Origin of the sequence: Pseudoduganella guangdongensis, assembly GCF_009857475.1 — a bacterium.
Lineage (GTDB): Bacteria > Pseudomonadota > Gammaproteobacteria > Burkholderiales > Burkholderiaceae_D > Rugamonas > Rugamonas guangdongensis.
In genome coordinates this window covers 1-25,532 of the sequence record NZ_WWCJ01000031.1, presented here as the reverse complement: position 1 = coordinate 25,532, position 25,532 = coordinate 1, and the positions used below count along the sequence as shown (strand labels likewise).

30 protein-coding genes and 1 pseudogene are annotated in these 25,532 nt (G+C 62.8%); 12 read left to right on the top strand and 19 right to left on the bottom strand.

Annotation, left to right across the window (positions count from 1 at the left end; all coding sequences use genetic code 11):
- Positions 1-5 precede the first annotated feature (5 nt).
- The 3 genes from GTP41_RS25765 to GTP41_RS25755 are packed head-to-tail and all read left to right on the top strand — an operon-like array spanning position 6 to position 2,594.
- Positions 6-1,718 carry a ribonucleoside triphosphate reductase gene (locus GTP41_RS25765; RefSeq protein ID WP_161028457.1) on the top strand — a complete coding sequence of 571 codons (1,713 nt, stop codon included), beginning with the start codon at positions 6-8 and terminating at the stop codon, positions 1,716-1,718.
- Positions 1,715-1,894: an anaerobic ribonucleoside-triphosphate reductase gene (gene nrdD / locus GTP41_RS25760; protein WP_161028456.1), complete on the top strand. Its 180-nt coding sequence runs from the start codon at positions 1,715-1,717 to the stop codon at positions 1,892-1,894. The genes GTP41_RS25765 and nrdD overlap by 4 nt, the downstream gene beginning before the upstream one ends.
- The gene (locus GTP41_RS25755) at positions 1,887-2,594 is read left to right on the top strand and encodes an anaerobic ribonucleoside-triphosphate reductase activating protein (RefSeq protein WP_161028455.1); all 708 of its coding nucleotides are present in this window, start codon (positions 1,887-1,889) and stop codon (positions 2,592-2,594) included. Before nrdD ends, GTP41_RS25755 begins: the two co-directional genes overlap by 8 nt.
- On the opposite strand, the gene GTP41_RS25750 is transcribed toward GTP41_RS25755, so the two are convergent.
- The 8 genes from GTP41_RS25750 to GTP41_RS25715 all read right to left on the bottom strand — a co-directional run bounded on the left by GTP41_RS25750 (position 2,572) and on the right by GTP41_RS25715 (position 7,253).
- A complete protein-coding gene (locus GTP41_RS25750) occupies positions 2,572-3,018 on the bottom strand; it encodes a hypothetical protein (protein WP_161028454.1) in 447 nt (148 codons plus the stop codon). The two genes, GTP41_RS25755 and GTP41_RS25750, sit on opposite strands and share 23 nt — an antisense overlap.
- A gap of 2 nt (positions 3,019-3,020) precedes the next feature.
- Positions 3,021-3,452, bottom strand: a complete 432-nt coding sequence (locus tag GTP41_RS25745; RefSeq protein WP_161028453.1) for a hypothetical protein — start codon at positions 3,450-3,452, stop codon at positions 3,021-3,023.
- Positions 3,453-3,583: 131 nt separating this feature from the next.
- Entirely contained in the window at positions 3,584-4,555 is a 972-nt protein-coding gene (locus GTP41_RS25740; protein WP_229503086.1) for a serine hydrolase domain-containing protein, read from the bottom strand.
- A gap of 64 nt (positions 4,556-4,619) precedes the next feature.
- Positions 4,620-4,958, bottom strand: a complete 339-nt coding sequence (locus tag GTP41_RS28045; RefSeq protein ID WP_161028451.1) for a GFA family protein — start codon at positions 4,956-4,958, stop codon at positions 4,620-4,622.
- A gap of 6 nt (positions 4,959-4,964) precedes the next feature.
- Positions 4,965-5,276, bottom strand: coding sequence for a hypothetical protein (locus tag GTP41_RS25730; protein ID WP_161028450.1), 312 nt, complete (start codon positions 5,274-5,276; stop codon positions 4,965-4,967).
- Positions 5,277-5,431: 155 nt separating this feature from the next.
- Positions 5,432-6,259, bottom strand: a complete 828-nt coding sequence (locus GTP41_RS25725) for a transporter substrate-binding domain-containing protein (protein ID WP_202419887.1) — start codon at positions 6,257-6,259, stop codon at positions 5,432-5,434.
- 43 nt (positions 6,260-6,302) lie between these two features.
- Positions 6,303-6,782, bottom strand: a complete 480-nt coding sequence (locus GTP41_RS25720) for a hypothetical protein (RefSeq protein ID WP_161028449.1) — start codon at positions 6,780-6,782, stop codon at positions 6,303-6,305.
- A 6-nt stretch (positions 6,783-6,788) separates the two neighbouring features.
- On the bottom strand, positions 6,789-7,253 hold the full coding sequence (locus tag GTP41_RS25715; protein ID WP_161028448.1) for a GNAT family N-acetyltransferase: 465 nt from the start codon (positions 7,251-7,253) through the stop codon (positions 6,789-6,791).
- 249 nt (positions 7,254-7,502) lie between these two features.
- On the opposite strand from GTP41_RS25715, the gene GTP41_RS25710 reads away from it, so the two are divergent.
- Positions 7,503-8,777 (top strand): acetamidase/formamidase family protein, encoded by a 1,275-nt coding sequence (locus GTP41_RS25710; protein ID WP_161028447.1) that lies wholly within the window; start codon positions 7,503-7,505, stop codon positions 8,775-8,777.
- An 81-nt stretch (positions 8,778-8,858) separates the two neighbouring features.
- Here the strand turns inward: GTP41_RS25710 and GTP41_RS25705 are convergent, their stop codons facing one another.
- The 9 genes from GTP41_RS25705 to GTP41_RS25665 form a co-directional block, all read right to left on the bottom strand.
- Positions 8,859-9,839: a 2-dehydropantoate 2-reductase gene (locus tag GTP41_RS25705; protein ID WP_161028446.1), complete on the bottom strand. Its 981-nt coding sequence runs from the start codon at positions 9,837-9,839 to the stop codon at positions 8,859-8,861.
- A 3-nt stretch (positions 9,840-9,842) separates the two neighbouring features.
- Positions 9,843-10,463 carry a hypothetical protein gene (locus GTP41_RS25700; RefSeq protein WP_161028445.1) on the bottom strand — a complete coding sequence of 207 codons (621 nt, stop codon included), beginning with the start codon at positions 10,461-10,463 and terminating at the stop codon, positions 9,843-9,845.
- 68 nt (positions 10,464-10,531) lie between these two features.
- Positions 10,532-11,149, bottom strand: coding sequence for a response regulator transcription factor (locus tag GTP41_RS25695; RefSeq protein WP_371867422.1), 618 nt, complete (start codon positions 11,147-11,149; stop codon positions 10,532-10,534).
- A complete protein-coding gene (locus GTP41_RS28040; protein WP_229503081.1) occupies positions 11,053-11,559 on the bottom strand; it encodes a response regulator transcription factor in 507 nt (168 codons plus the stop codon). The genes GTP41_RS25695 and GTP41_RS28040 overlap by 97 nt, the downstream gene beginning before the upstream one ends.
- A gap of 5 nt (positions 11,560-11,564) precedes the next feature.
- Positions 11,565-12,233: a sensor histidine kinase gene (locus GTP41_RS25685; protein WP_161028443.1), complete on the bottom strand. Its 669-nt coding sequence runs from the start codon at positions 12,231-12,233 to the stop codon at positions 11,565-11,567.
- Between the two features lie 140 nt (positions 12,234-12,373).
- Positions 12,374-12,715, bottom strand: coding sequence for a low molecular weight protein tyrosine phosphatase family protein (locus GTP41_RS25680; protein ID WP_161028442.1), 342 nt, complete (start codon positions 12,713-12,715; stop codon positions 12,374-12,376).
- Between the two features lie 142 nt (positions 12,716-12,857).
- Positions 12,858-13,178, bottom strand: a complete 321-nt coding sequence (locus GTP41_RS25675; protein ID WP_161028441.1) for a ribonuclease E inhibitor RraB — start codon at positions 13,176-13,178, stop codon at positions 12,858-12,860.
- A 322-nt stretch (positions 13,179-13,500) separates the two neighbouring features.
- The gene (locus GTP41_RS25670) at positions 13,501-14,319 is read right to left on the bottom strand and encodes a sugar phosphate isomerase/epimerase family protein (protein WP_161028440.1); all 819 of its coding nucleotides are present in this window, start codon (positions 14,317-14,319) and stop codon (positions 13,501-13,503) included.
- Entirely contained in the window at positions 14,316-15,155 is an 840-nt protein-coding gene (locus tag GTP41_RS25665; RefSeq protein ID WP_161028439.1) for a phytanoyl-CoA dioxygenase family protein, read from the bottom strand. Before GTP41_RS25665 ends, GTP41_RS25670 begins: the two co-directional genes overlap by 4 nt.
- Before the next feature lie 115 nt (positions 15,156-15,270).
- Here GTP41_RS25665 and GTP41_RS25660 point away from each other — a divergent pair, with 115 nt between their 5' ends.
- The 3 genes from GTP41_RS25660 to GTP41_RS25650 are packed head-to-tail and all read left to right on the top strand — an operon-like array spanning position 15,271 to position 18,582.
- Positions 15,271-16,218, top strand: a complete 948-nt coding sequence (locus tag GTP41_RS25660) for a LysR family transcriptional regulator (protein ID WP_229503080.1) — start codon at positions 15,271-15,273, stop codon at positions 16,216-16,218.
- A 7-nt stretch (positions 16,219-16,225) separates the two neighbouring features.
- On the top strand, positions 16,226-17,398 hold the full coding sequence (locus tag GTP41_RS25655) for a DUF418 domain-containing protein (protein WP_161028438.1): 1,173 nt from the start codon (positions 16,226-16,228) through the stop codon (positions 17,396-17,398).
- A complete protein-coding gene (locus GTP41_RS25650; protein ID WP_161028437.1) occupies positions 17,395-18,582 on the top strand; it encodes a DUF418 domain-containing protein in 1,188 nt (395 codons plus the stop codon). Before GTP41_RS25655 ends, GTP41_RS25650 begins: the two co-directional genes overlap by 4 nt.
- 40 nt (positions 18,583-18,622) lie before the next feature.
- Here the strand turns inward: GTP41_RS25650 and GTP41_RS25645 are convergent, their stop codons facing one another.
- Complete coding sequence (locus GTP41_RS25645) at positions 18,623-19,651, bottom strand: M29 family metallopeptidase (RefSeq protein WP_229503079.1); 1,029 nt, start codon at positions 19,649-19,651, stop codon at positions 18,623-18,625.
- A gap of 144 nt (positions 19,652-19,795) precedes the next feature.
- Here GTP41_RS25645 and GTP41_RS25640 point away from each other — a divergent pair, with 144 nt between their 5' ends.
- From GTP41_RS25640 to GTP41_RS25630, 3 genes are read left to right on the top strand one after another with little or no spacing between them, the layout of a single operon-like run.
- Entirely contained in the window at positions 19,796-20,251 is a 456-nt protein-coding gene (locus GTP41_RS25640; protein ID WP_161028435.1) for a hypothetical protein, read from the top strand.
- 60 nt (positions 20,252-20,311) lie between these two features.
- Entirely contained in the window at positions 20,312-20,593 is a 282-nt protein-coding gene (locus tag GTP41_RS25635) for a hypothetical protein (protein WP_161028434.1), read from the top strand.
- Positions 20,594-20,631: 38 nt separating this feature from the next.
- Positions 20,632-20,925 (top strand): hypothetical protein, encoded by a 294-nt coding sequence (locus tag GTP41_RS25630; protein WP_161028433.1) that lies wholly within the window; start codon positions 20,632-20,634, stop codon positions 20,923-20,925.
- A gap of 19 nt (positions 20,926-20,944) precedes the next feature.
- Here the strand turns inward: GTP41_RS25630 and GTP41_RS25625 are convergent, their stop codons facing one another.
- Entirely contained in the window at positions 20,945-23,053 is a 2,109-nt protein-coding gene (locus GTP41_RS25625) for a tetratricopeptide repeat-containing diguanylate cyclase (RefSeq protein WP_371867416.1), read from the bottom strand.
- 259 nt (positions 23,054-23,312) lie between these two features.
- Between GTP41_RS25625 and GTP41_RS25620 the strand changes: the two genes are divergently transcribed.
- Positions 23,313-24,176: an ABC transporter ATP-binding protein gene (locus GTP41_RS25620; protein WP_161028431.1), complete on the top strand. Its 864-nt coding sequence runs from the start codon at positions 23,313-23,315 to the stop codon at positions 24,174-24,176.
- A gap of 1,253 nt (positions 24,177-25,429) precedes the next feature.
- A pseudogene (locus tag GTP41_RS25615) lies at positions 25,430-25,532 on the top strand (methyl-accepting chemotaxis protein); the annotation flags it as partial.

Here is a 25,532-nt window from a genome sequence, read left to right as displayed (position 1 = left end):
GAAAAATGAAAACCAAGACCACGGTGGACGTTGAGTCCTCGATAAACGAATACCTGCAGCAGCTCGACTGGCGCGTCAACGCCAACGCCAACCAGGGCTATTCCCTGGGCGGCATGATCCTGAACATTTCCGGCAAAATGATCGCCAACTACTGGCTCGATCACGTCTATCCGCCGGCAGTAGGCCAGGCGCACCGCAATGCCGACATCCACATCCACGACCTCGATATGCTGGCCGGCTATTGCGCCGGCTGGTCGCTGCGCACCTTGTTGAACGAGGGCCTGAACGGCGTGCCGGGCAAGGTGGAATCCGGCCCGCCCAAGCACATGTCCAGTGCCATCGGCCAGATCGTGAACTTCCTCGGCACCTTGCAGAACGAATGGGCCGGCGCGCAGGCCTTCAGCTCCTTCGACACCTATATGGCGCCCTATGTGCGCAACGACCGCCTGGATTACGCGCAGGTGCTGCAATACATGCAGGAGCTGATCTACAACCTGAACGTGCCGTCGCGCTGGGGCACCCAGACCCCGTTCACCAACTTGACTTTCGACTGGACCTGCCCGGAAGACCTGCAGGAGCAGGTGCCCGTGATCGCCGGCCAGGAAATGCCGTTCACCTACGGCGACCTGCAGGGCGAGATGGACATGATCAACCGCGCCTACATCGAAGTGATGATGCGCGGCGATGCCAAAGGGCGCGCCTTCACCTTTCCGATCCCGACCTACAACATCACGCCGGACTTCGACTGGCACACGCCGAACGCGGAGCTGCTGTTCGAGATGACGGCGCGCTACGGCCTGCCGTACTTCCAGAATTTCGTGAACTCGGAATTAAAGCCGAACATGATCCGCTCCATGTGCTGCCGCCTGCAGCTGGACCTGCGCGAGCTGCTCAAGCGCGGCAACGGCTTGTTTGGCTCCGCCGAGCAAACCGGTTCGCTGGGTGTGGTCACCATCAACTGCGCCCGCCTGGGCTACCTGTACGCCGGCGATGAGGCCGCGCTGCTGGCGCGCGTGGACGAACTGCTGGAACTGGGCAAGACCAGCCTGGAAATCAAGCGCGCCGTGATCCAGCGCCTGATGGACGGCGGCCTGTTCCCCTATACCAAACGCTACCTGGGCACTTTGCGCAATCACTTCTCCACGCTGGGCGTGAACGGCATCAACGAGATGATTCGCAATTTCAGCGGCGACAAGGAAGACATCACCACCGAGGCCGGCGCCGCGCTGGCAATCCGCCTGCTGGACCACATCCGCGCGCGCATGCTGGAGTTCCAGGAGGAGACCGGCCATATGTACAACCTGGAGGCGACGCCGGCGGAAGGCACCACTTACCGCTTCGCCAAGGAAGACCGTGCGCGCCTGCCGCACATCCTGCAGGCTGGCACGCCGGATATGCCGTACTACACCAACTCCTCGCAGCTGCCGGTGGGCTTCACCGACGACCCGTTCGAGGCGCTGGAGCGGCAGGACGAGCTGCAAAGGAAGTACACCGGCGGCACCGTGCTGCACTTGTACATGACCGAGCAAGTCTCCAGCGCCGATGCCTGCCGCCGCCTGGTGCAGCGCGCGCTGACGCGCTTCCGCCTGCCGTATATCACCGTAACGCCGACCTTCTCGATCTGCCCGAAACACGGCTATCTGAGCGGCAAGCATGAATTCTGTCCCAAGTGCGATGAAGAGATCATCGCGCGCAAACTTCAAAAGGAGATCGCATGACCAAGCACGACACCAACCCATCGCCATCCATTGCGCTGACCGACGCCGAACGCCAGCCCTGCGAAATCTGGACCCGCGTCATGGGCTACCACCGCCCGTACTCGTCCTTCAACATCGGCAAGAAAGGCGAGTTCCGCGAACGCACTTACTTCGTTGAGCGCCCGAACAATGGATGAACGGGGACTGAAGGTCGGCGGCTACGCGCGCTTCACGTCCACCGACTATCCCGGCGAGTTGGCGGCAGTGGTGTTCGTCCAGGGCTGCCCCTGGCGTTGCAGCTACTGCCACAACCCGCACCTGCAGCCGCGCGGCAGCGAACCGCTGATGCGCTGGAAGGACTTGCTGACCTTCCTGGCCAGCAGGGCCGGGCTGCTCGACGCCGTGGTGTTCTCCGGCGGCGAGCCGACCCTGGACCCGGCGCTGGAGGATGCCATGCGCGACGTGAAAGCGCTCGGCTTCAAGATCGGCCTGCACACCGCCGGCATCTATCCCCAGCGCCTGCAGCAGGTGCTGCCACTGGTGGACTGGGTGGGACTGGACGTCAAGACATCGTTCGACGCCTACGATGAACTGACCGGCGCCCCCGGCAGCGCGCAAGCCGCCCAGGCCGCCGCGCGTATGGTGCTGGACAGCGGCGTGCCCTACGAGTTCCGCACCACGGTGCATCCCAAGCTGACCACAGCGCGGCATCTCACGGCCTTGACCGAGACGCTGGCGGAGATGGGGTGCACCTCGTACGCCTTGCAGGATTTTCGTCCGGTAGGCTGCCGCACGGAGAACTTGCTGACCCTGGGCAGCGAGGCCGCGCTGGATGCTGCTTTGGTCGGACAGGTCAAGTCGCGCTTCCCGCAATTCATCCTGCGGAAGGCGGAATGACATTGACCGCGTAGCCGGGAAAGCGCGAGCGGATCGCCCGCACCAGGCCCGGTTCGGGCGCCTGCCCGCTATGCTCGATCGCCACGGCCAGCACATGGTCGCCGCGATAGCGCACCAGCACATGCACCGGCCGCGACGCGCCGGGTGCGCTCAAGAGATACTGCCAGGCGCCTTCCTCCACCCGCTCCACCAATCCCGCCGCGCCCAGCGCACCCTTCAGAATGCGCTTTGCCTCGGTCGTTGGCCCGATCGCCACGCGGCCCGGCGCAATCGGGCGCGGGCTGCTCAGTGCGATCGCCATCCCGCGCAGCAATTCATCGACTTCAACGACAGCGACCGACGCCGGGCCCACCGGGCCGCGCGCGAAGGCTGCCAGGCCGGCCGTCAGGGCCGCCCCAATCGCCAGCCAGGTGGACTTTCGCATATTCAGCCTTTCGACTGGCTCAACTCTTCCAGAATGCCGACAGAATTCCCGCACTTCCCGACCAGCAGCGAGATAGGGCTGGAATATTTTTTCATTTCCGAATGGCGCGTCGCCGTGATGCGCGTATTGCCGCCTTCCGGCGAGAAGGCCACCTCTGAATAGGTGTTTACATCGCCCCTGGCTTTCGCCAGCGGCATGACATTGCGAATCAGCTCCTTGTACCTGGGGGCCGGCAGCTCCAGTGTGCGCTGCTGGCCATCCGGATAGCTGCGCACATTGCGGATCAGCGCCGTATCGCAATACAGGTTCACCAGCTCCGGATCAAAAGCGCGCTCCATGGCTTTGTACTTTGCAAAGAGCGCCTCCGCCTCGGACTGCGCAAGTGCCGGCGCCGCCAGCCCTAATGCCAATGCAGCAAACACGATATGTCTCATACGGTCCTCGTGAACAGAAAACAAGCGCCGGCCACCGTGTTGGGTAGGCTGATCAGCAAGGGCCACAGCCCGAACGGCAGGCCAAGCAGCAGAAGCGACAAGTAGTACAGCAGGTCCCAGACGTTCAGCATCTAAGCCACCCAGGGAAAACGGAAAGCATTGTGCTCCGCAGGCAGTATAGCGTGCGCGATGGACGCGGCGAGCGGCATGCCGTTCTCGCTGTTCGTCAGCACCACAAAGCCACCCTTCGAAACGACATTCGCCATGGCGAAAGCGCGGAAGCCGGGGTTGTTCCCCCACTGCCAGATGCATGGTCCGCCGGCGCTTTGCTCGATCCCCCAGCCTAGTCCCCATTTCAGCCCGAGCGGCTTATCCGTCTCCACGGTGCGGGACAGGATCAGCGCCAGGACCGCATCATCCGCCAGAACGGCAGCCATGAAGCGCGCATAATCCGCCGCCGTGGTGTATAGCGTGGACGCTGCCACCGCGCTATGGAAGCGGACACGCTGCTGTATCCCAAGCAGCATCGACCCGCCCACGGCCCGTGCGCCGAAGGAATCGCGCCATACCAGGCTGGTATCTCCCATGCCGAGGGGCGCGAACAGATGCCGCTCCAGATACCCCGCCAGGTCGGCTTGCGTGATCGCTTCGATCACGTTCTGTAGCAAAACATAGCCTTCGCCCGAGTAGCCCCAACGCTCGCCCGGCTCCGACTTGAAAGACAGCCTCCCGCTCGACCAGTTCGGAAAGCCCGAGCTGTGATTGAGCAGCTGCGCCACCGTGACGCGCGCCAGCGTGCTCGCCGGCAGCAGGTCGAACGCATCGCCCGGCGCGCGCCGCAGCGCGTTATGGAAGTGTTTGTAGCCGCCCGGCAGGTAGCGCGACACCGGCGCATCCAGTTCCAGCCGGCCCGCCTGCACCAGGCGCAGCGCAGCCAATGCCACGACCGGTTTGGTGAGCGACGCCGCCTGGAAGATCGCATCCGGCTGGCCCGCAAGTGGCACCGCCGCCACCGGCTTGCCGGCACCCAGCGCGGCATATGCCGCCGCCCCCAGGCCAAGCTCTTTGGCAAGCACCTGCGGCGGCCGGTCGCGTAGCGCCATCAAATCGTTCGCGCAGGAGGCGAGAAAGGGAAGCCCCGCCCCAGCCAGCAAGAAACTGCGGCGGCTAATCACTGGAATGCAAGGCTTCATCATCGGCCGCGTCGAAAGTCCCCACAAGCAAAGCGACGGTCGGCTTGTCGTCTATCGCACCCAGGGAACTGCCGCACACCGGGCAGAACGCCCGGCTGGACCACTCCGAAGAACGCCACGTAGCCAGCGCACCGCCTGCACCAAGCCATTGCACCGACGCTCGTGGAAACTCAACCCACGCCGCAGTCAACGCGCCCGTATGCCGCTGGCACATCTTGCACGAGCAACCGTGCCGGTTATGCGCCGGCCCAAGCGCGCGGAAGCGAATATTCCCGCACAGGCAGCCGCCATCGTATTCTTTTGAATTCGACATATCAGCTTACATCCACTGGACCGCAAAGCTCGCAACCAGCAGGAGCGTGCCAACCAGGCTTAGACGCTGCGGAATGCCTGCCGCCTGCGGGCGCGGTCGGGCACGGAATAAAGTGCTCACCCTGGTATTGCCATTAATTGGATCGAGGTATGCGTTCGGCGCAATCAGCAGGAAACCCAGCCCCATGATCAGATGATGCGTGGCCGTGCCGCCGCCTTGAACCCATATCGTCAACTCCAGAATGCCCAGCAGCAGAAATATGAGTGCCAGCAGCCGGAACGGCGATTGTTTAGGTTGGTTGGTGGAGTTCGGTGCCATATGCTGTTGAAGAGTCAAATGAACTTCCGTGGAAGTATGGCCGATCGGATCGGAATATCCAACTTGTCCAGGTTCAGACACTTACCCCCAGCAGTACAGAAGGCTGGATGGCAGCTTAATGGCTTCTTATATGTAAGTAAGGGGATGCGGGACCTTTAGTCTTTGGGCGCTGCGAGATGCAGGCGCATACGGCGTTTCAGGCCGAGCGCCTTGACGTCGGCGCCGAAGGCGTCCGCCAATAGGCGGGCCTTAAGTCCGCTCGCTTCCGCCGCCCGAAGCGCGCGCTCGATAACAGGCCTGTAGCCGGCAGCCGACGACGACAGATAGAACGCGAAGTCGCCCGGATACACCAGCAGCAGGCGTTTTTCCACAACCAGTTCGGGATGCTGGCGCGCTTCCTCCAACACCTCATTTACGCCGCGCGGCAGGTAATCGACATGCCGGTTCCCCGCTGCCACCATCCCATAAATGGTGGGCCATGGCGCTGCGTGTTCATACAGCGGCAAATCTGCCGCCTTCCAAACTTTGGTATCGCGCCAGCCAGCCCCGAACCCGGCGATAAGGCCAGTCGCCTTTAGATCTGCCACCGACTGCACGCGCGAAAAGACGTCCGTGTCGGAACGACGAATTAACAGCACGCGCTGGCCAATCAAGCCGTTGGTCAGGTCGTTGCGCACCTCGACGAGTTGTTTGCTGCGGCGCTTGTCCGTGCTTTGCATGCCGTAGAAGAGATTGATATCACCGCTCCCGAGCATCGACCACATGCGGCGGGCGGGGATGTCCTTCACGTACTCAATCTGATAGGGCTGCTGAATCGACTTCAGCGACTCTTCCAGCAGACGGACAAAGTAATTCGCATGACCGTCGGACGTGACGGGTATGCGTAACTTCAGCGGCGCCGTTTCCGCCACCTGCGCGAGCGCGGCAAACGGCACCAACAGTGCCAACGCAAGCAGATGCACGAATCGAGGGAAGAGATCCATGGCGAGACTGTAACTCAAATGATCGCCGTACGCGGGGCTGGCATTACCTCTTCTTGAAGAACAGGATCGTTAAGCCAAGGACACCGGAGGCAACACAAAACCAATGCAATGCCGGGAGCGACACTATCCGGAGCAACGGATTCGCACCGCTGAACGGCGCGAAGGGCAGCATGTCCGAATGCATAATGCTGTCGAAAACGATGTGCGTGTAAGTGCCAAGCACCGCGCCAGCCGCAACAAACGAGATGCTTAATGCCTGCCACCCAAACAGGTTTGGTAGCCAGAACCGCCTGGCAAAGGATCTCGCAGCCAGGAATAGCATCACAGCCAGGATCGCAACCAGTGTCGCGCCGATGTAGGTATGGAAGAACCTGTGGACCGGATACTGGTGGGTGCTCAAGTAGTAGAGCGACTCCACATCGATTAAAACGTTCGCTGCGCAAAACCCAAGGAAGCTGATTCGTTGCGGGGCGAGCGCGTGAATTGCGGCGCCAGGGCCAAAGTGAAATGGTGTGATTGGCATGGGCCTTTACGATACCGCTTTTCGCATGAAGAGAATGTCGTCGGTGGATTCGGTCGCGACCACAGAGAAGCCCAGACTCTCGTAAAGGGCGACTGCCGCAGCATTAGTTCGATAAGCCCGCAAGGTAATCGCCTTGGCCCGGGTAGCATCGAGTGCGGCCTCTATCAATTGCTGACAAAGACGCCGCCCGAGACCGCGTCCCCGCGCATGCGGGTCCACGATGATTCGGCCAAGATGTACCGCCTCCGCCTGGAATACCCAATGCTGGCCGAAGCCAAGCGGCGTTTGCTTGTCGTCAATCAGGCAGTAGCTGGTAGTCTCACAGCCAGGAATCGCCAATGCGGCCGGCAAGTCCTCTGCCAAAAACGGAAAGCATATAAGCGGACCAGCCCAGCGACGGGCAGCCGCAGCATCCGGAATCCAGGATGCGATAGTTTCGAAATCCGAGTTGTTTACGGTGCGCAGATACATGGTGTAAAAAGTGTACTAGCCCAAACTTGCCTGGCCGTCGGTCGATGGCAGGCGGTTGGCCAGTCATACTATAGGAAGTCATGACGCTTAGCAGCTTCGGCATACCAGATGCGCTCACTTCTAATCGGTCTTTGCCGCGCACCGGGGCGGCGAATAATTTCACTAGCAGCCGATGTAGAAAAAAACTTCTACTTCTGTTCTGTTGTTGCTAGAATTGCCTGCCACCCCAATTCGAGGCTAGCGAAATCCATGCGCAAAGTTCTATTCCTGATCTTTCTGAGCCTCACCACTTCGGCACAGGCTAGCGAGAGTTGGCTGCTTCAACTCGATCGTTGGGGTAACCCTTCCTTCAAGACACTGCATTTGCAGGATGATGGCGGAAGTCTGTCCGGTACGCTTGACGGCGATCGCCTGAGCGGCACACGCAAGAATGGCCAGATTTTACTGAGGGTTATCGACAAGGACGGCATGCGCTACGAATACAAAGGTAGTGTCAGTGCCAGTCGTTTGCAGGGCAGCGCGGATTTCCCGGACACGAATGATGCGCAAGCGCGCGCCAGCCATACCTTCAGCGCTCGCCGCTTACCGGAACGAACATCCAGCGCAACTCAGCGGCATGAGTTCAAGCCGAAGGATTATGCGAATGAGTTCAGCGCCACCCGCATGCCGGTCCTGACTGTTTGGCCGGGCGACACTGTCCACACCACCACCATTGATTCCGGCGGCGTCGATGAACGCGGCGTGACGCGCGCGCTATATGGCAATCCACAGACCGGCCCGTTCTTCGTGATGGGGGCGGAAGCAGGCGATACGCTGGTCGTCCACCTGCTCAAATTAAGGTTAAACCGCGCGTATGCGGACAGCCTTGATGCCATCGTCGGACGCGCCCAGACGGCTGGCCTTGCGGCCCGTAGCACTGCACTGGGCAGGCCGGTACGCTGGAAGCTTGACCTCGAACGCGGACTGGCAAGCCCCGAACAGTCGGGCGATGCGTTGCGCAGCTTTGCTGTGCCGGTGCGTCCCATGCTAGGCGGTCTGGCGGTAGCCCCGCCCGATGGTCCAGCCATTTCCACCGGTGATACGGGCCGGTTTGGCGGCAACATGGATTTCAATGAAGTCATCGAAGGCAACAAAATCTACCTTCCGGTCCAACAGCCCGGTGCCTTGCTTTACTTGGGCGATGCGCATGCGCTCCAGGGGGATGGTGAAACTTCGCAGTACGCGCTTGAAACATCAATGGATGTGGAGTTCAGCGTGGAAATCATCAAAGGCAAGGCAATCAGCATGCCTCGCGTGGAATCGCCAACCCATATTATGACGCTGGGCCAAGCCGGTTCACTCGATGATGCCCTGCGAGCGGCGACTGCCGGCATGACGCAATGGCTTGAGCAGGATTACGGCCTTAGCCTGTCGGACAGCGCAGTCGTGATGGGCAGTTCGGTTCAATACACGGTCGCCAACCTGGCCGGACGCAGCGTTGGCGTCGCCGCAAAAATCAGGAAAGAACTGCTGCCTCACCGTTAAGTTACCTGCCGCGCGATTCATGGGATCACGCAGGTATCAGTGTTGTCAAACCGACGGTAATCGTCAAGGCGGCAATAATCTTCACGCAGGGTACATTCCATGGCAGCGCGCAAACAGGCGCGCCAGGCCAAACAAGGCATCGATGTTCGGTGTCGCCACACCGACGCGCTGGCCGATTTCGCGCACTGCGCCAACAAGGCTGTCGAGTTCCAACGGCCGTCCGGCCTCGGCGTCCTGCAGCATGGAGGTCTTGAATGCCCCCAGCTTGCGGGTGACGTTGTGGCGGTCTTCCGGCGACTCGGTAATGTCGCAACCGATATGGCGACCAATCTCCGCCGCCTCGCGCATCGCTGCGATGCAGAAGGCGCTGGCGAGCGGATCGTCCAACAGCTTGTCGGCCGTTGCGCCTGTCATGGCCGTGACTGGATTCGTGGTCATATTCCCCCACAGCTTGTACCAGATGTCGTAACGGATACGCTGCGAAAGCGTGACGTTAAAGCCTGCGTGGATTAGCAGGTCTGCCACGCGGCGCGCTCGTTCGGATTCACCACCGAACGCTTCGCCAATGATCAAGCCACTGCCCATGACGTGCCGCACCAAGCCTGGCTCCGGTGTCTGCGTGCTGGCGTGGATCACGCAACCGAGCACACGGTGGGCGGGGAGGGCGGCCGATATGGCGCCGCCAGCGTCCACGCTCTCCAGTGGGGCCGCGCCGAGGGCTGGAGTGCCCTCGCCGAACCACCATGGCACGCCATTCATCGCCGGCAGCACCATGGTCTGCTCACCCAGCAGCGGAGCCAGTGTGGGCGCCAGTTCGCGCAAGGCGGGCCCTTTGACGGCGATGATCAGCAAATCCTGCGGCCCCAGTTCACGCGGGTCCGCCACGGCCCGTGCCGGAGCAGTCAGCGTTTCGCCTCCCATCTGCAGGCGCCAGCCGTGCTGCTGCAATGCCTGCAGGGTGGCGCCGCGCGCCAGGGTAGTCAGCTCGCACTGGCCTGCAGCGGCCAGTCGGGTTCCGATGAAGCCGCCGATCGCGCCGGCGCCGATAATGCAGACTTTCATTGCTTACTCCGTGAATTCGATCTCGAGGGTCGTTGGATTCAGCCAGCGGGTGGCGTCAGCCTTCTGTCCTGGCAAAAGAGGGGGCAGCGTCGTAACCAGGGCAAAGAACCTCTTGTAGACTGGCTTGGACACCGGGTGGCAGGCATCTTTCTCGCCGTCGTCGACGCATAGCTTGTCGATGGTGCGGGTGAGCAGCACGGTGCCATCGGCATTCACCACTCTCTTCTGGAAGCCGGAAATGTACTCTGGATCGTTCGGGCTGCTGTACGCCCACATGTTCCAGGAGCTCCATCCCTTGCCGATCACGCCAGGCGCGCTGATCGAGATCTTCGTATTCGGGTCATCCACAAACAGGCCGTTACCGAATCGGAAAACGGAACTGAGATCGCCGGACTTGGGCAATTCCTCCGCCTTGGTGGCGGCGGCCAGTCCGTAATCGTTTGCGGCGGGGCCACGAAACACCACTTCGAAAGGGGCGCGCTTTAGCTTGATCGGCGAGGTCGCTGGAAAAGCCTTGCCGTCTTGTTGAATCCAGACCTCATACTGATTGTTTTCCAGGGCGTACGCTTGAAGGGGTATCAACACGCTGACTGTGAGCGCGGACAGCAGTTTGCAAATTTTCATACCCAAGACTTTTCGTGAATTTCAATTGCGCCACGCTGGAATCGGTGGCGAGTTGATTAAATTGTAACTCACGAGTTTCCGGGTAGTCGAGCAGAGGGCAGTCCCACGCCGGCAAGTTTCTCAGACATTTTGACGAGATCGGCAAGGCTACTCGCATCCATTTTGCGCATCACGGATGCGCGATGAAGCTTGATGGTGATCTCGCTTAACCCCAGCTCGAACGCAACCTGCTTGTTAAGCAGCCCAGTGGTCACTAGCTGCATCACTTGCCGTTCCCGATCGGTGAGTCCTTCGAATCGCCTCAGCAGCAACTGACTGCTCGCTTGGGACTCCCGACGGGCAATGTCTTTTTCAATTGCTGCATTCACTGCGTCAAGCAAGTCCTGGTCGCGGAAGGGCTTTGGCAAGAAGTCGACCGCACCTGCTTTCATGGCCTGGACCGACATGGGTATGTCGCCATAGCCGGTCATGAAGATGACGGGAATATCAATGCCGAGCGCAATGAGCTGCGACTGGAACTCAAGGCCGCTTATGCCGGGCAAGCGTACATCGAGCAGCAAGCAACTTGGCACATCTGGCTTGGCGGCTTTCAGGAACTCCGTGCAAGAAGCGTAGTCCTCAGAATCCAGGCTGACGGAACGCAATAGCCTTTGCAAAGCGTTACGGAGCGTTGGGTCATCGTCAATAATGTGGGTGATGGATGGCGGCATGGTTTGTTACCGGAATCCGGCCCGCGTAGGGATAAGGCCCGGTCTACCCAGTATAGAAGGTCTGCGGCCTTGAATGGTTTTGGCAAGAAGCAAATTGCGCCATCCGCGAGGACCCGCTGCTTAAGCGCCTCTTCCGGGAACGCCGTCATAATCATCAGCGGAAGCTCGGGGCGCCGGACTTTCAGCGCGGCTTGCAGGTCCAGGCCGCTCAGCCCAGGCATCTGAATGTCGGTGATCGCAACGTCCGCCGGCGGAGTACGCTCATCACTTAAAAAAACTTCCGCGCTTGCATAAAGGCGTACATCAAAGCCGGCTGATCTAAGCAGGCTGGAAATGCCGTCTCGAATAGCGTGATCATCGTCTATCACGGCAACGAATTTTTCCATTGTTCTTAAGCCACTCTTCTTGGCAGTACAAGTTTGAACTGCGTACCTTGGTTTAGTTCGCTCTTCACTTCAATCCATCCACCGTGCCGTTCAACACAAGAACGGGAAATGGCCAGGCCCATGCCCATGCCATCAGACTTGGTTGAATAGAACGGCTCGAAAATGGCTTGCAATAAATCCTTCTCGATACCAGGACCGGTATCTGCAACCGTAATGGCAACGGCTTGTTCCTCATGAGCTACCTGAACCTGCAGCCGTCGTGGCCGATTCGAATTGCCCATCGCTTGAATCGCGTTCATGCACAGGTTCACAAGGGCTTGCTGTACCTGCACCGGATCGCACTTCAGTGACACTTCACTATCCAGCCGTAGCGCCACACTGACATCGTTCTGCAGCGCCTCATGCTCGATGAGCACCAGCGTGCGGCTTACCAGCATCCGGAGGTCAGTCTCCACGTGCTTGTTCTGGGCGCGGGTGAAGTAGGACTTGGTATGGATAACGACAGCCTGGGTGCGCTCGATTGCAGTCAGGGCAGCTTGTGCTGCCTCGCGGGCCTCGTGCAGGACGGGCGGCTCTTTGTCCAGCCAGCGCAGGCAGGCAGCAGCATTGCTGGCCACCGCAGCCAATGGCGATTTGATCTCGTGGGCGATTGTCGCCGCCAGTGTGCCGGCCATGATGACGCGTTGTGCGCGGGCCAGTTCTTCATACTCTCAAGGAAATGTCCGTCGCGCACGTAAGGCGCGATGTGGCGCATCCATTCTTTACTTAGAAACCCTCGCGCACGCTCTTTGCAAAGCGAATCCGGTTTGATTTACTACCCATTGAACGCTCCTGCCGGGAGGAACTTTGGTACTTTCGCTTCCATCAGCCTGACAAGGGCAGGGTCCATGTACTCGTATTCGTCTGGGATCTCCAGGCAAACAATCCGCTTGCCGTTCAAGGCAGCGCGAAACTTTTGCTGCAGCTTATTGCGGTGTGTCCGCTCCATGACGATGATGATGTCGGCCCACTCCAGGACTTCAGCAGTCACTGGATTCTCAGCATCGTTGTTCGTTCCGGCGGAAGTGACTTCAATGCCTCTCCAACTCGCGAAGACTTGCTCCGCCGTCGGGCTTCTTAACCGGTTCTGACTGCAAATAAAAAGCACGTTCTTCATGGCAGGCCTTTGGGTGTCCAGGCGCATGACAGTGCAATGGATCGCAGCGCGATTGCCAGTGTCTTCAGCAAAATTTGGCCCTCATGAGTGTTGGCGTGTCGATTGCCAGATTGCCGTAGCTGCTATGTCTGATCAAGCGCGTTTAGTCCTGCTGGAACGAACCCCAGCCATCATTTCGGCCATCCCACTTTGCAGCGTCCGTTGCGAGCAAGTTTTCGTAACCTGTGATGTTTTCGTGTGACGGAATCATGTTTGGATGCGCTGTCACTTCGTTCGGTGAAAGCGATACCTTTTGCCCGTTTTTCAGAAGATGGACAGCGAATTCCAGGGCTGCCTCGTCCGTTGGGAACACCACGGAGAAGTTGACTTCGCGCCGTTTGGAGAGGTTGTCGCCGTGCTCCATCATGCGAAACAATACATCGCCGTTTTCGTCGTCGGGGAACTGTTCGTAGTCGCGTGCCATTACTTCTCCGGAAATATTGATGAAGTGAAAGTATGACGGCTCATGGTTAAATGTCCAATTCGCGTCAGCAGGTGCGGCCGGCTGGTAGAGCGCATTCCATTGCCGGCGCCAATGTCGGCGTGGGCATTGAGGCCGTCGTCGCCGAGGGAGACTTGTTGCTCGAGGAGTTTGGTGAGGTGATGTGGAAGGGGGAGAGGGGGGCTTCTTCCGCGAAGGTGGCGTCGATATCCTGTTCAAGGATCTGGCGCGCTTCAGGGCATGGCTCGCTGAGCACGGCCATGCCCTGGCGGAGTAAGGCCCTGTTGAAAGGGCCTTTGCAGGCTTACTGGCAGTAGCGTTCGCGCAGGAGCTTCAGCATCGCCACATTCTGATCCCACGCATTGCTGACCGGCTGGCCGGTGTAGGGCAGGGTGTAGGTGTACGGTGCGGGGCCGAACTCCGGCGTCAGCGTCATGCGTTCCGCGCCGTCGTTGCGGCGTAGCTCGATAATGCGGTCCCACCATGCCAGGTGCGCTTTCAGCGCGTCGGCATTTTCCGGGGCGCGGAAGTCGGCTACTTGCGGGCCTTGCTGGTGGCCGACGCGGGCGTGGATGTGGCGCACGCGCGGCAGCACTTTATCCAGCGTCGCTGGCTGGTCTTCCAGCAGCGATTCGCAGGCCACGCACCAGTGCGAAAGGTCGGCGTTCAGCTGCAGCGCCGGCACGCGGTCAAGGTAGGGCAGCAGCAGCATCGGGTGCCCGCTGAAGCGGCTGCGGTGAATTTCGTGCACCACCGGCACGCCGTGTTCCTTCGAAATCTCGGCGGCGAGCGCGATCAGTTCTTCGTTCTGCTGCGGCGTGTACCAATCCTTGCCGGTGTGCGAGTTGACCAGCACCGGCTGCACTTCGCAGGCGTTGCGCAGCAGTTCGCCGAGCGCTTGCTTGTGTGCGGCGAAGTCGCTGTGGAACACGGTCTCCCATTGGGCGACAATCAAATCCAGCCCGGCGTTGGCGATCTTATAGGCCCAGTTGTCGCGCTGTGCGCGGTCCAGCGGCAGCGACATTTCGATGCCGTCGAAGCCTGCTTCTTTTACCTTGGCGATGAAGACGTCCGGCGGCAGGTCGTTGCTGCCCCAGTGCGGGGCGAAGATGCTGACTTTCACAGGAAGCCTCGCACAGGGAAGGCTGCGTCGCGCTGGATCCAGTTGCGTTTGGAATACTCGGTGCGGCCGTCGGTCACGTGCAGGGTGTAGGCGTGGCGCGAGACGGGCGAGCGGTTCGGCGCGCTGTAGTGCGGCAGCAGGCCGTGGAAGCAGACCAGCGAGCCGGCTTTGCATTCGAGCGGGACGGCGGTGGCGTCGGTCGGCCATGGCGTGTCGTCCAGTTTTTCAACGCGCACCTGGTCGCCCTCGCGGATGAAGCGCTCGCGCAGCGGCGTGCGGTGGCCGCCCGGTTCGGCCCACATGCAGCCGTTTTCCAGGGTGGCGTCTTCCAGCGCGAACCAGAAGGTGGTGACGCTGATCGGGGTGGTGTCGAAGTAGGTGGCGTCCTGGTGCCAGCGCACTTCGCCGCCGATGCCGGGCTGCTTGAAGATGTACATGGATTGCCAGACCTGCGGTTCGGCCAGGCCGATATCGCGCGCGATCTGCTCCAGGCGCGCGTCGGCGGTAAAGGCGCGGAACGCCGGGTCCAGGTCGTGCATGGCGTGGCCGATCTTGTTGATCGACAGTTCCTTGGCCTGTTTCAGCTGGCCGTCCGGGCCGAAGGCTTCTTCTTCAAAGAAGCAGCGCACGGTGTTGTCCGATGCCAGGAAGTAGTCGTCGGCCTTCTTTTCCTGCTCCTTGGTGGTGAAGATGCCTTGCGCCACCGTCGGGTCGAAGTCGTTCACGACTTGCGCGGCGCGGGCGCGCAGGGCGGCGATTTCCGCGGCGGTCTTAAAGCCGGGGATGACGATGAAGCCATCCTGGGCGTATTGGGCTTTCTGGGCGTCGGTCAGCATGTGCAGCACTCCTGATGTTGAATTCCTTGATGTAGGTCATTGTAGGGAAGTGATTGGGTGTGAACAATGTGCAAACGGTTGACACATTGTCTCCAAAATGGAGACAATCCTTTGCATGGACCAGCTCAAGGCAATGGAAATCTTCGTAGAGGTGGCGCGCCAGCGCAGCTTCAGCGGCGCCGCGCGCCGTCTGGGCATGTCGCGCGCCATGGTGAGCAAGCATGTGATCGCGCTGGAGGAGCGGCTGAACGCGCGCCTGCTGCACCGCTCCACGCGCGATGTGAGCCTGACCGACGTGGGCCAGGCTTACCTGGAGCCGTGCGCGCTGGCGGTCTTGCAGGCGCAGGAGGCGGCGCGCGTGGTCACCCACGCGGGCATCGAGCTGGCGGGGCCGCTGCGGATACAGGCGCCGTCCAGTTTCGGCAGCGAGTGGCTGGCCGATGCGCTGGCGCGTTTCAGTCTGCCGCATCCGCAGCTGGCGCCGCTGCTGCATGTGGATGATGCGCTGCTCGATCCGATCGAGCACGGCTTTGACCTGACCATCCGCGTGGGCGGCATTCCGGATAGCCGGGCGCTGGCGATCCGGCCGCTGGCGCCTTGCCGCGGCGTGCTGTGCGCCTCGCCGTCCTACCTGGCGCGCGCCGGCAGGCCGGATACGCCGGAGGACCTGCATCGCCACCAGTGCCTGCATTTCAGCCACCTGACGGGCGGCGTGGCCTGGCACTTCGCGCGCGGCGAGGAGCAGGCGACGGTGCGCGTGGCGCCCGTTTTCACCGCGAATAACGGGCTGGTGCTGCAGCATGCGGCGCTGCGCGGGCTGGGCATCGTCTACACCACCACCTTCCTGGCTTGGCGCGACATGCTGGAGGGGCGGCTGGTGCCGGTGCTGCAGGATTGGGAGCTGCCCCTGAATCATTTGAGCGCCCTGTATCCCGCCACGCGCCAGTTGTCGCCCAAGGTGCGGGCCCTGATCGATTTCCTGGTGGCGGAATACCAGCCGGTACCGCCGTGGGATAAGGCGCTGGCGGAGGCGGGTTTGCTAACAGGGTTGCAAAATATATAATCTCGGGATGAATCAGTCCCGTCTTCTCAATGTGGATGCCTTGCGCGGCTTTGCGCTGCTCGGCATCCTGGCCGTCAATATCTGGGCCTTCGCCGATCCGTACTTCCGCAGTGGTGCTTCGCACGGCGCGTCCAACGGCGCGCTGGACGAGGCCTTGCGCTTTCTCGTGGCGCTGCTTTTCGAGGGCAAGTTCTACCTGCTGTTCTCGCTCTTGTTCGGCTATAGCTTTTCGCTGCAGATGGATGCGGCGCGCCGTGCCGATGCGGATTTCAAGGCGCGCATGCGGCGCCGCGGCCTGGCCTTGTTCGCCCTGGGTGTGCTGCATGGCTGCCTACTGTTCGAAGGCGACATCCTCAACACCTATGGCTTACTCAGCCTGATGCTGCTGTCCTGGCGCGAACTGGAGACGCAGCGCGCGGTGAGGCGCGCATTGCGGCTATTGGTCCTGCCGGCCTTGCTGTTGGGGGCAATTGGCTCGTCCGCGCTCTTCATTGAGAGCACGGCGGGCGGACGGGATGCCGGGGAAATCGCCGCGAAGCTGGCCGCTTTCCAGGGCAGTGCGGCCGCGACGCAAGCCTATGTGATGGCGCAATTCCCGGGCAACCTGGCGAACCTGCCGTTCATGGGGCCAAGCTCGCTGGCCATGTTCCTGCTGGGCTTTGTGGCGGGACGCGAGCGGCTGCTGGCCCGGATCGACAGCTTCCGCCATTTGCTGCCGCGCGTGCTGTGGATTTGCCTGCCGGTCGGGCTGGTGGGGGAGGCGGTCATTGCCGCCTATGGCACATTGCATCCTTCCCTGGCGGGCGGCTTGATTGGCGTGTCGGCCAATATGCTGGTGGGGCCGTTCCTGACGCTGGCGTACATCGTGCTGCTCCTGATGCTGTTCGAGACCCGTGTCGGCGCGCGCCTGCAGGCTGCGCTGGCGCCGATGGGGCGCCTAGCCTTGAGCAACTACCTGTCGCAGTCGCTGGTGCTGGCTTTGCTGTTCACCGGCTATGGCCTGGGCTTGTGCAACCGCGTGCCGCCGCTCGGCCTGATTGGTATTGTGTTAGCCCTGTTCGGCGCGCAGATGGCGCTGAGCGCGTGGTGGCTCAAGCGGAATACCTACGGCCCGGCGGAATGGCTGCTGCGCGGGATCACCAACTGGAACTGGACTTCTTCAAGGCTGCGCACCGAATGAACCAACACCGCCTCCTGAATGTCGATGCCTTGCGCGGCTTTGCGCTGCTGGGCATCCTGGCCGTTAATATCTGGGCTTTCGCCGATCCCTTTTTTGGCCTCGGCATCAACAACCCGCGCTACGCGGGAGCGCTGGACCTGGCGGTGCGCTGCGTGGAGGCGCTGCTGTTTGAGACCAAGTTTTACCTGCTGTTCTCATTCCTGTTCGGCTACAGCTTTACCTTGCAGATGGCGGCGGCGGAACGCGCCGGCGCCGCATTCCGCCCGCGCATGCTGCGGCGCGCTTGCGGCCTGCTGGTGCTGGGCGTGCTGCACGGCTGCTTCCTGTTTTATGGCGATATCCTGCACCTCTATGGCTTGCTGAGTTTTGTGCTGGTGCTGTGGACTGCATCGGTGCGCGCGGCGGTGCGCGCGGCGCTGGCGCTGGTGCTGTTGTCGGCCTTGCTGCTGGCGGGGATTGGTGCGGTGATGCTGCTTGTGCCGGAGGGCATGGCGCCGGATGCCAAGCCGGCCCTGGCCAAGCTGCTTGCCTATCATGGCGACTGGCGCGCCACGCGGGCTTTCACTACGGGCGAATTCCCTTCGACTGTAGCCTTGCTGCTGTTGGCGCAGGGGCCGAGCGCGCTGGCCATGTTCCTGCTTGGCCGGGCGGCCGGCAGCGTGCAGCTGTTTGCGCATGTCGATGCCTTCCGCCATTTGCTGCCGCGCGTGTTGATGGTGGGCTTGCCGGTCGGGCTGGCGGGCGCCGCGCTGTATGCCGCGGCGTCCAAATACGATCCGGGCGGGGCGATGATCATGTTCGGCACCGCGCTCAGCTTCCTTACCGCGCCATTCCTCACCGCCGCTTATGTGGCGGGCTTGCTGATGCTGTTCGACGGCCGCTTCGGCGCGCGCCTGGTGGCGGCGCTGGCGCCCATGGGCAAGATCGCATTGACCAATTACTTGATGCAGTCGGTGATTCTGGCTTTGCTGTTCACCGGCTACGGCCTGCGCTTGTGCGATAAGCTGGCGCCGGCGACGGTGATGGCCCTGGTGTTCGTCATCTACTTTGCGCAAATGGCGCTCAGCGCCTGGTGGCTCAAGCGCCACACTTACGGCCCTGCGGAATGGCTCCTGCGCGCGCTGACCAACGGGAGTGTTGCGCGCCGCGCAAACGTCAATCAGAAGCGCGCTTCAACCGATTGAGGCCCGAGCCGGGCGACGTGTTGGCACGCAAGGGCTGAAGTTAGTACCCGGCCACCCAGCCGCCATCGCGGTAGATTTGATCGTCGTCAAGGTAGACGGCGTCGGTCTGGACGAAGACGTCGACGTGGTAGCGGGCGTCTTTGCGCTTGAACTGGGGCTTTTGGTATTGGCCGTGTTTGGCGCCCAGCGAGAGGTGGATGCCGCACATGCGCTCGTAGGTGCCGATGTCGTCCACCGTGCGTTCGCGCGAGAAGGCGCGGTTCATGCCGAAGCCCAGCTCGCGCACCCATACCTCGCCCTCGTGGGCGCGGATGATGGACAGCATATTGTCGAACTCCGGCGTGCTGTTCTCCGCGCCGACCACGCGGCCTTTTTCCACGATCATGGTGATCGGAGTGGCGGGGCGGTTGACGTGGAAGGTGGTGTCGCCGAACACGAACACCTTGCAGCGGCCGTTGACCGCTTCCAGGTCCTGCGCCTCGGTGAAGACTTCGCCGATCGGGAACAGGCCGCCCACGTTCTTCATGGCGCTGTAGTCGCCGATATTCAGCTTGGCTTCCTCAAACGGAGAAGCCCACACCAGACGCTCGCCGCCGCTTTCCACCACGCCGCCGCCGGCGCGGTCGATGCGCGCCTTGAGCGCGTGGCCCACGCCGCGGTAGTAGGACGGGTCGTAGGCCAGGGCGTCGATATAGACCAGGCCTTGCTCGCCCGGCATGCGCGACAAATGCATATGTTCGATCACCTTCAACCCGCGCTTGAACAGCTCCATGCGGATGCGGTATTCGTTCAGGCGGAAGCTGGTGGTTTGCACCAGCACCACCAGGTCGCCCGGCTGTAGTTGCTCGAATGCCGCAAGCACCTGCTCCGGCTGCACCGTGTCAAAGTCGATGAAACGGCCCGCCGGCAGGGCGGCGCGGTAAGCCGCCGCCAGCACTTCGGACAGCGCGCTGCGCTGGTCGAAAACCAGCAAAGCCCGTTGCGGCGGGGCGTATTCGATGGCGTGGGTCAGCAGGTCGCGCACATGGCGGGCTGCGGAATCCCATGCGGCAGGTGGAAAAGGCGTCATTTTGGAGCTATAAAGAGGATGGGGCCTGCGCATTATACGGTGTGGCGCCGCTTGTACCGGGAAGGGGGGCGAGGTAGAATCGGTCAAATATAGCCGGGGAGAAACATTATCAGGACCCGGCCCACCATCGTGCGGGGAGCAGCAATGGGTATACAGTTTGGCCAGGATTTGCCGCTGCAGCGGCCCGATAAGGATGACAGCCGCGCGGCCGTTTTCGTCCCTACCGCCAATATCAAGGAAGATATCCTGAGCCTGGTGCGCAAGGGCGCTGCGGTGGTCGGCTTTGGCAACCATGACCACACCTTGACCATTTACTACGAGAGCAACCGCTTCAACGAGCCGACCCTGGCCAAGTGGGAGCAGAAGGCGCGCAAGGCCTACGACCGCCTGCTGGACAACCTGCCCACCACGTCCAAGATGGTGTGCAAGCTGGAGAACTTCGAACAGATCGGCTATATCAGCACCAAGGGCATCAGCATCCGCCGCCGCGCCAGCCTGGATCGCTGGCTGGAATTCTCGGACGCGCAGGACAGCGCGCCGGACGGCGACACGGTCGCCTTTGCCCCGCCGCCGCCGCCCAAAAAGATCGTCGCCGAGTAAGCACCGGTGCTACCATTTGCCCCGGGGCCGCGCTTTCCGCGCGCCGTGAGGGAGGGGCAAATGCAGGACGGCTTGATCACAGTCGGCGGCGCATTCGTCTTGCTGTTGCTGGCATCCAACGCTTTGCGGCAGCTGTTCGCACGCCACGCGCGCGAACAGGGCGCCGACATGGCGGCCGCCGGCACGGCCGGCTGGCTGGGCTTCTTCGGCGTGCTCTTCCTCGGCAGCGCCGCGCTCGGGGTGCTGAACCTTTCCAAATTCCTCAACCTGGCCTTGTCCAGCACTTTGCTGGTATTCGGCCTGGCGGCGCTGGCGGGCGCCTTCCTGATCGGCCGCCGCTAACCCGGGACTTTATCGATGTGTATCAACAAGGAGAAAGTATGAAAAGCAGGATGACGGTGCTGCTGGCCAGCCTGGTGCTGGCCGCGGCGAGCGGCTGCCAGAAGCCGGACGACAAGCGCATCGGCCCGGCCGAACAGGCGGGACGCGAGATCGACCAGGCCGCCGTCAAGGCGGGCGAAAAGCTGGAGCAGGCCGGCGAAAAGCTCGATGCAGCCGCGCAGAAGGCCGGTGAAAAACTGAATCAGGCCACCGAAAGGATCGGCGAAAAGGTGGAGGAGGCGGGCAAGGATATCCAGGAAACGGCGCGCGAGGCGCGCAAGGACAAGGACTAGCGCGCCCTCAAGTTCCCGATCAATTGCCCGACTTGGATTTGAGCGGCACCACGTTGGAGGGCGGCGGTTCATCGGGCGCGCCGCCCAGCACCAGGGTCAGGTCGACAAAGCCGGCGCGCCAGGCCTGTTCCAGGTTCTGCTCGATGGCTTCCATCGAGGTCTGTTCAAAGTTCTCAAAGCCGCGCACCCCGTAGGCGCGGTTGCGGCCGTGGGCCTTGGCCAGGTAGAGCGCCATGTCCACCAGGTTGACCGCGCGTTCCCACGGCAGCGGCGTGCCGCCCGGCGCCAGCGGGAAGGGCGCGAAGCCGACCGACACGTTGACGTGGATCATATGGTCCTGGAACGGCACCGGCTGCGACGAAATGCTGTGCAGGATGCGGCGCGCGATTTCATCCACGCCGTTGCGCGGGATGGCCGGCAGGAAGGCCAGGAATTCCTCGCCGCCCCAGCGCACGATCATGTCGGTCTCGCGCAGCGCCACGCGCAGGCTTTCCGCGATCATCTTCAGCACGGCGTCGCCGGCGGCGTGGCCGTAGGTGTCGTTGACGTGCTTGAAGTGGTCGACGTCCATCAGGAACAGGGCGCCGACGATGTCCTCGCCGTTGGCGCCGCGCCGCTCCACCTGGTTATGCGTGCGCATGTATTCCTGGAAGTGGCGCCGGTTGTAGAGCGAAGTTAACGGGTCGAGCGAGGACTGCGCCTTCAGCTCCAGGTTCTTCACCTCCAGCTGGGCGTTGGCCTGGCGCACCTTGCGGTACAGCAGGCCGACAATCACGGCGGCCAGCGCGAACACCACCGCCAGCAGCCACCAGATGCGCTGCTGCAGGCGGCGCGCAGTGAGCTCGGCGCTCTTGACGTCGTTCTCGTGCGAGAGCGATTCGATCTGGCGCTTCTTCTTCTCGGTGTCGTACTTTTCCTGCAGCTCCCACATGGCTTTCTTGCGCTGGGCTTCGAACAACTCGTTCGAGATGGCGCGTTCGCGGTGGTAGGCTTCCACCGCGCCCTGGAAGTCGCCCACGCGCTCCAGCGCCTGGCCGTACTCGGTGAGCAGGGCTTGCAGCTCCGGCTTGTCGCCGGTCTTTTCGAAATACGCCATGCCGAGCGCGAAGGATTTTTTGCCTTCGGCGACCTTGCCGGTGCCCATATAGGCCTGGCCGGCGTTGATGCGCGAGGTCGCCTCGATGCTGTCGTCGCGGGCCTCGCGCGCGGCGGCGGCGGCTTCGTTGGCAAAGCGCAGCGCGGTCGTGAACTCGTGCAGCTTCAGGTTGATGTCGGACAGGTTCACCAGCGTGGTGGCGATCATGCGCTTGGCGCCGATCTTGCGCGTCAGCTCCAGGTTGTTGAGCAGGGCGCGCATGGCGCGCTTGTACTGGCGCGTATCGATGGCCAGGCCGTATTCGGTGTTGTTGGCGATCGACATGCGGCCGGGCGAATTCAGCGCTTCCGACACTTCGAAGGTCTCCGCCAGCGCTTCCCAGGCCTTGTCGTACTCGCGCATTTGCGTGTAGAGCAGGGTGAGGGCGTTCAGGGCGCTCGCCAGCGGCACCTTGTCGCTGCCCACCTGATGCGCCAGGTCCACGGCGGACTGCAGGCGGTTCAGCGCGACCGGGTAGTTGCCTTGCTCGGCGTAGCTCTGGCCGGCGGTGATGGTGGCCTGCACGCGCAGCACCAGGTCGCCGGCGGTGTTGGCCAGCTTCTCCGCTTCAAACGCCAGCTCATGCGACAGCTGGCGTTCGTTCATCGCGGAGCGCACATAGGCTTTGGTGAGCAGGCCCTTGGCGATGATGATCTTGTTGTCCTGCGCCAGGCCGTAGGCATGCAGTTCGTCCGCCAGTGCCAGCGCGCTGTCGAATTTACCCAGGCTGCGATGGGTCAGGGCCAGCTGGGACAGGAATTCGGCGCGCGTCTGGGCTGGCGCGCTGCGCGCCTGCGGCTCCATCTGCTGCAGCTGGACCAGCGCTTGTTCCGGCACAAAGCGCACCTGCTCGCGGATCTGGGCGATGTCCTGATCCAGCGGGGAAGGCGACGGCGCCTGGGCCGGGGCCAGGGTGCACACGGACGCAAGCAGGCAGGCGCCAACCAGCTGGTGGAGGCGCTTGGTAAAGGTCGAAACCGGAAAGCCTGGCACTTGGGTCCTTGAGTGTCGCATGAGCGTGAGGTGCGACCCATTATATTCCTGTTGCAGGCGGGAAAGCCGCATGGGGACTGACTATTTGCGGGGAAACGGTGCTAACTGTGGGGAAAATGCAAGTGGAAATTCCACTAGTGTAACTAGTTGCTCATTATTACAACTCATCCGCCGAAATCGACCATTCGTCGCAGCCTGGCTGTGCGCGCTTCCGGGCGCCGCTATAGTCGCGCTATCCAATACCAACCGGGGAAGAACAATGCTTGAGCTGCGCAATGTCTGCAAGGCCTACCGCGACCTGAAGGCGGTGGATGACGTGTCGTTGACGCTGGGTACCGGGGTGGTGGGGCTGGTCGGCCACAACGGTGCCGGCAAGACCACCCTGATGCAGCTGGTGGCCACGCTGGCGCGCCCCAGCGCAGGCAGCATCCTGTTCGACGGCGTGGACATCGTGCGCCAGCCCGACGCCATGCGCCGTCGCCTGGGCTTCCTGCCGCAGGAGTTCGGCGTCTATCCCAACCTGTCGGCGCTGGAGTGCATGCAGTACTTCGCGGCGCTGAAGGGCGTGCGCGATGCGGCGCGCATCCGCCACCTGCTGGAACTGGTCAACCTGGCCGAGCATGCGGCGCGGCCGGCGGCGTCCTTCTCGGGCGGCATGCGGCGCCGCCTGGGCATCGCGCAGGCTTTGCTGAACGACCCGGATATCCTGATCGTGGACGAGCCGACCGCCGGCCTTGACCCCGAGGAGCGCCTGCGCTTCCGCCGCCTGCTGTCGGAGCTGGGCTTCGGCAAGCTGGTGATCGTGTCCACCCATATCGTGCCGGACGTGGAGAGCATCGCCGGCCAGCTGGCGATCATGCGCAAGGGGCGCCTGGTGGCGCTGGAAACGCCGGACGAGATCCTGCAGCGGGCGCGCGGCCAGGTGTGGCAGGCCAGCGTGGATGCGGCGCAATACGAAGCGCTGCGCAGCCGGGTGCATGTGCTGCAGGCGCAGCGCCAGGGCGCGCTGGTGCAGCTGCGCGTGGCGCACCCCGGCTTGCCGTTCGCCGGCGCGCTGGCGGTGGAGCCGAGCCTGGAGGAAGCCTTGATGGCGCAGCGCTATGCGCTGGCGGAGGCGGCATGACCTGGCATGCCTTGCGCGTGATCGCGCTGAACGAAATGCGGCTGCGCATGCGGCGTTTTTCGACGCTGGTGGTGCTGTTGGCGGCGGTGGGCTTGTGCTGGCTGGCGATCGCCGATCCGGCCGACGGCGTTACCCTGATGGTGATCGAGCACCAGCGGGTGCTGTACAGCAGCCAGGCGCTGGCCTTTGGCAGCGCGCATATCGCGGGCATGCTGATCGGACTGGCCGGCTTCTACCTGCTGCGCGGGCGCACGGCGCAGGACCTGGAGAGCGGCATGGGGGCGGTGATCGGCGCGACCGGCGCCGGCAACGGCTTGCTGTCGGCGGGCCGCTGGCTGGGCGGGGTGGCGTACCTGCTGCTGGTGGTGCTGGCCTACCTGTGTTCGACGCTGGCCTTGCACGCCCTGCGCGGCGAGGGGCCGCTGCAGTTGCTGCTCTACCTGCAAACCTATGCGCTGATGCTGCTGCCGCTGGTGAGCTATTGCGCGGCCTGCGCGGTGCTGTTCGATAATGTCGGCCCGCTGGTGGGCAAGCGCGGCGATGTGCTGTTCTTTTTCCTGTGGTGCCTGCAGCTCGGGGCGCTGGTCGGGGTGATGGAAAACCCGGGCACGACCTGGCCCATGCTGTTTGATTTCTCCGGCTTGTCGGTGGCGCTGACCACGCTGGGCGAGCATTACGGGACCAATAATTTCAGCCTGGGCCGGAATGGCTTTGACAAGGCGCTGGCGCCGATCCTGATGCCGGAGCTGCTGTGGACCGGGCGCGCCGTGGCCCTGCGCGGCGCGACCATGGCCTTGTCGCTGCTGTTGCTGCTGCCGGCGGCGCTGTTCTTCCACCGCTATGCGCCGGACCGCGTGCGCCAGCGCTCGGCGCGCCGCAACCGCTTGCTGCTGCTGGCGGACCGCGTCCTGCGGCCGGTGGGCTGGCTGCTGCGCCCGTTGCCGGCGCTGGCGATGCGGGTGCCCGGTTTTGCGGGCGAGGTGCTGGCGGAAGTGGCGCTGGTGCTGGCGATGGCGCCGGCGGCCGCCCTGGCCTTGGCCGGCATCGGCTTGGCGGCGCTGTTTTCCGGCGGCGCGGCGCTGGCCGGCGTGATGATGGCGGGCGTTGCCTGCTGGGGCGTGGTGGTGTGCGGTATCGCGCCGCGCGACTGGCAGAACGGGGCCGATGCGATGACGGCGGTGCTGCCGGGTGGCGCGCTGCGGCGCTTCCTGCGCCAGTGGGCGGCCAGCCTGGTGCTGGCGGCGCCGCTGGGCGTGTTGGCCCTGAACGCGGCGGTGGAAGCGGCGCGCGCGGGCGAACAGGGGCGCGGCTTTGCGGTGGTGGCGTCCGAGGTGCGCAACCTGGCGCAGCGCAGCG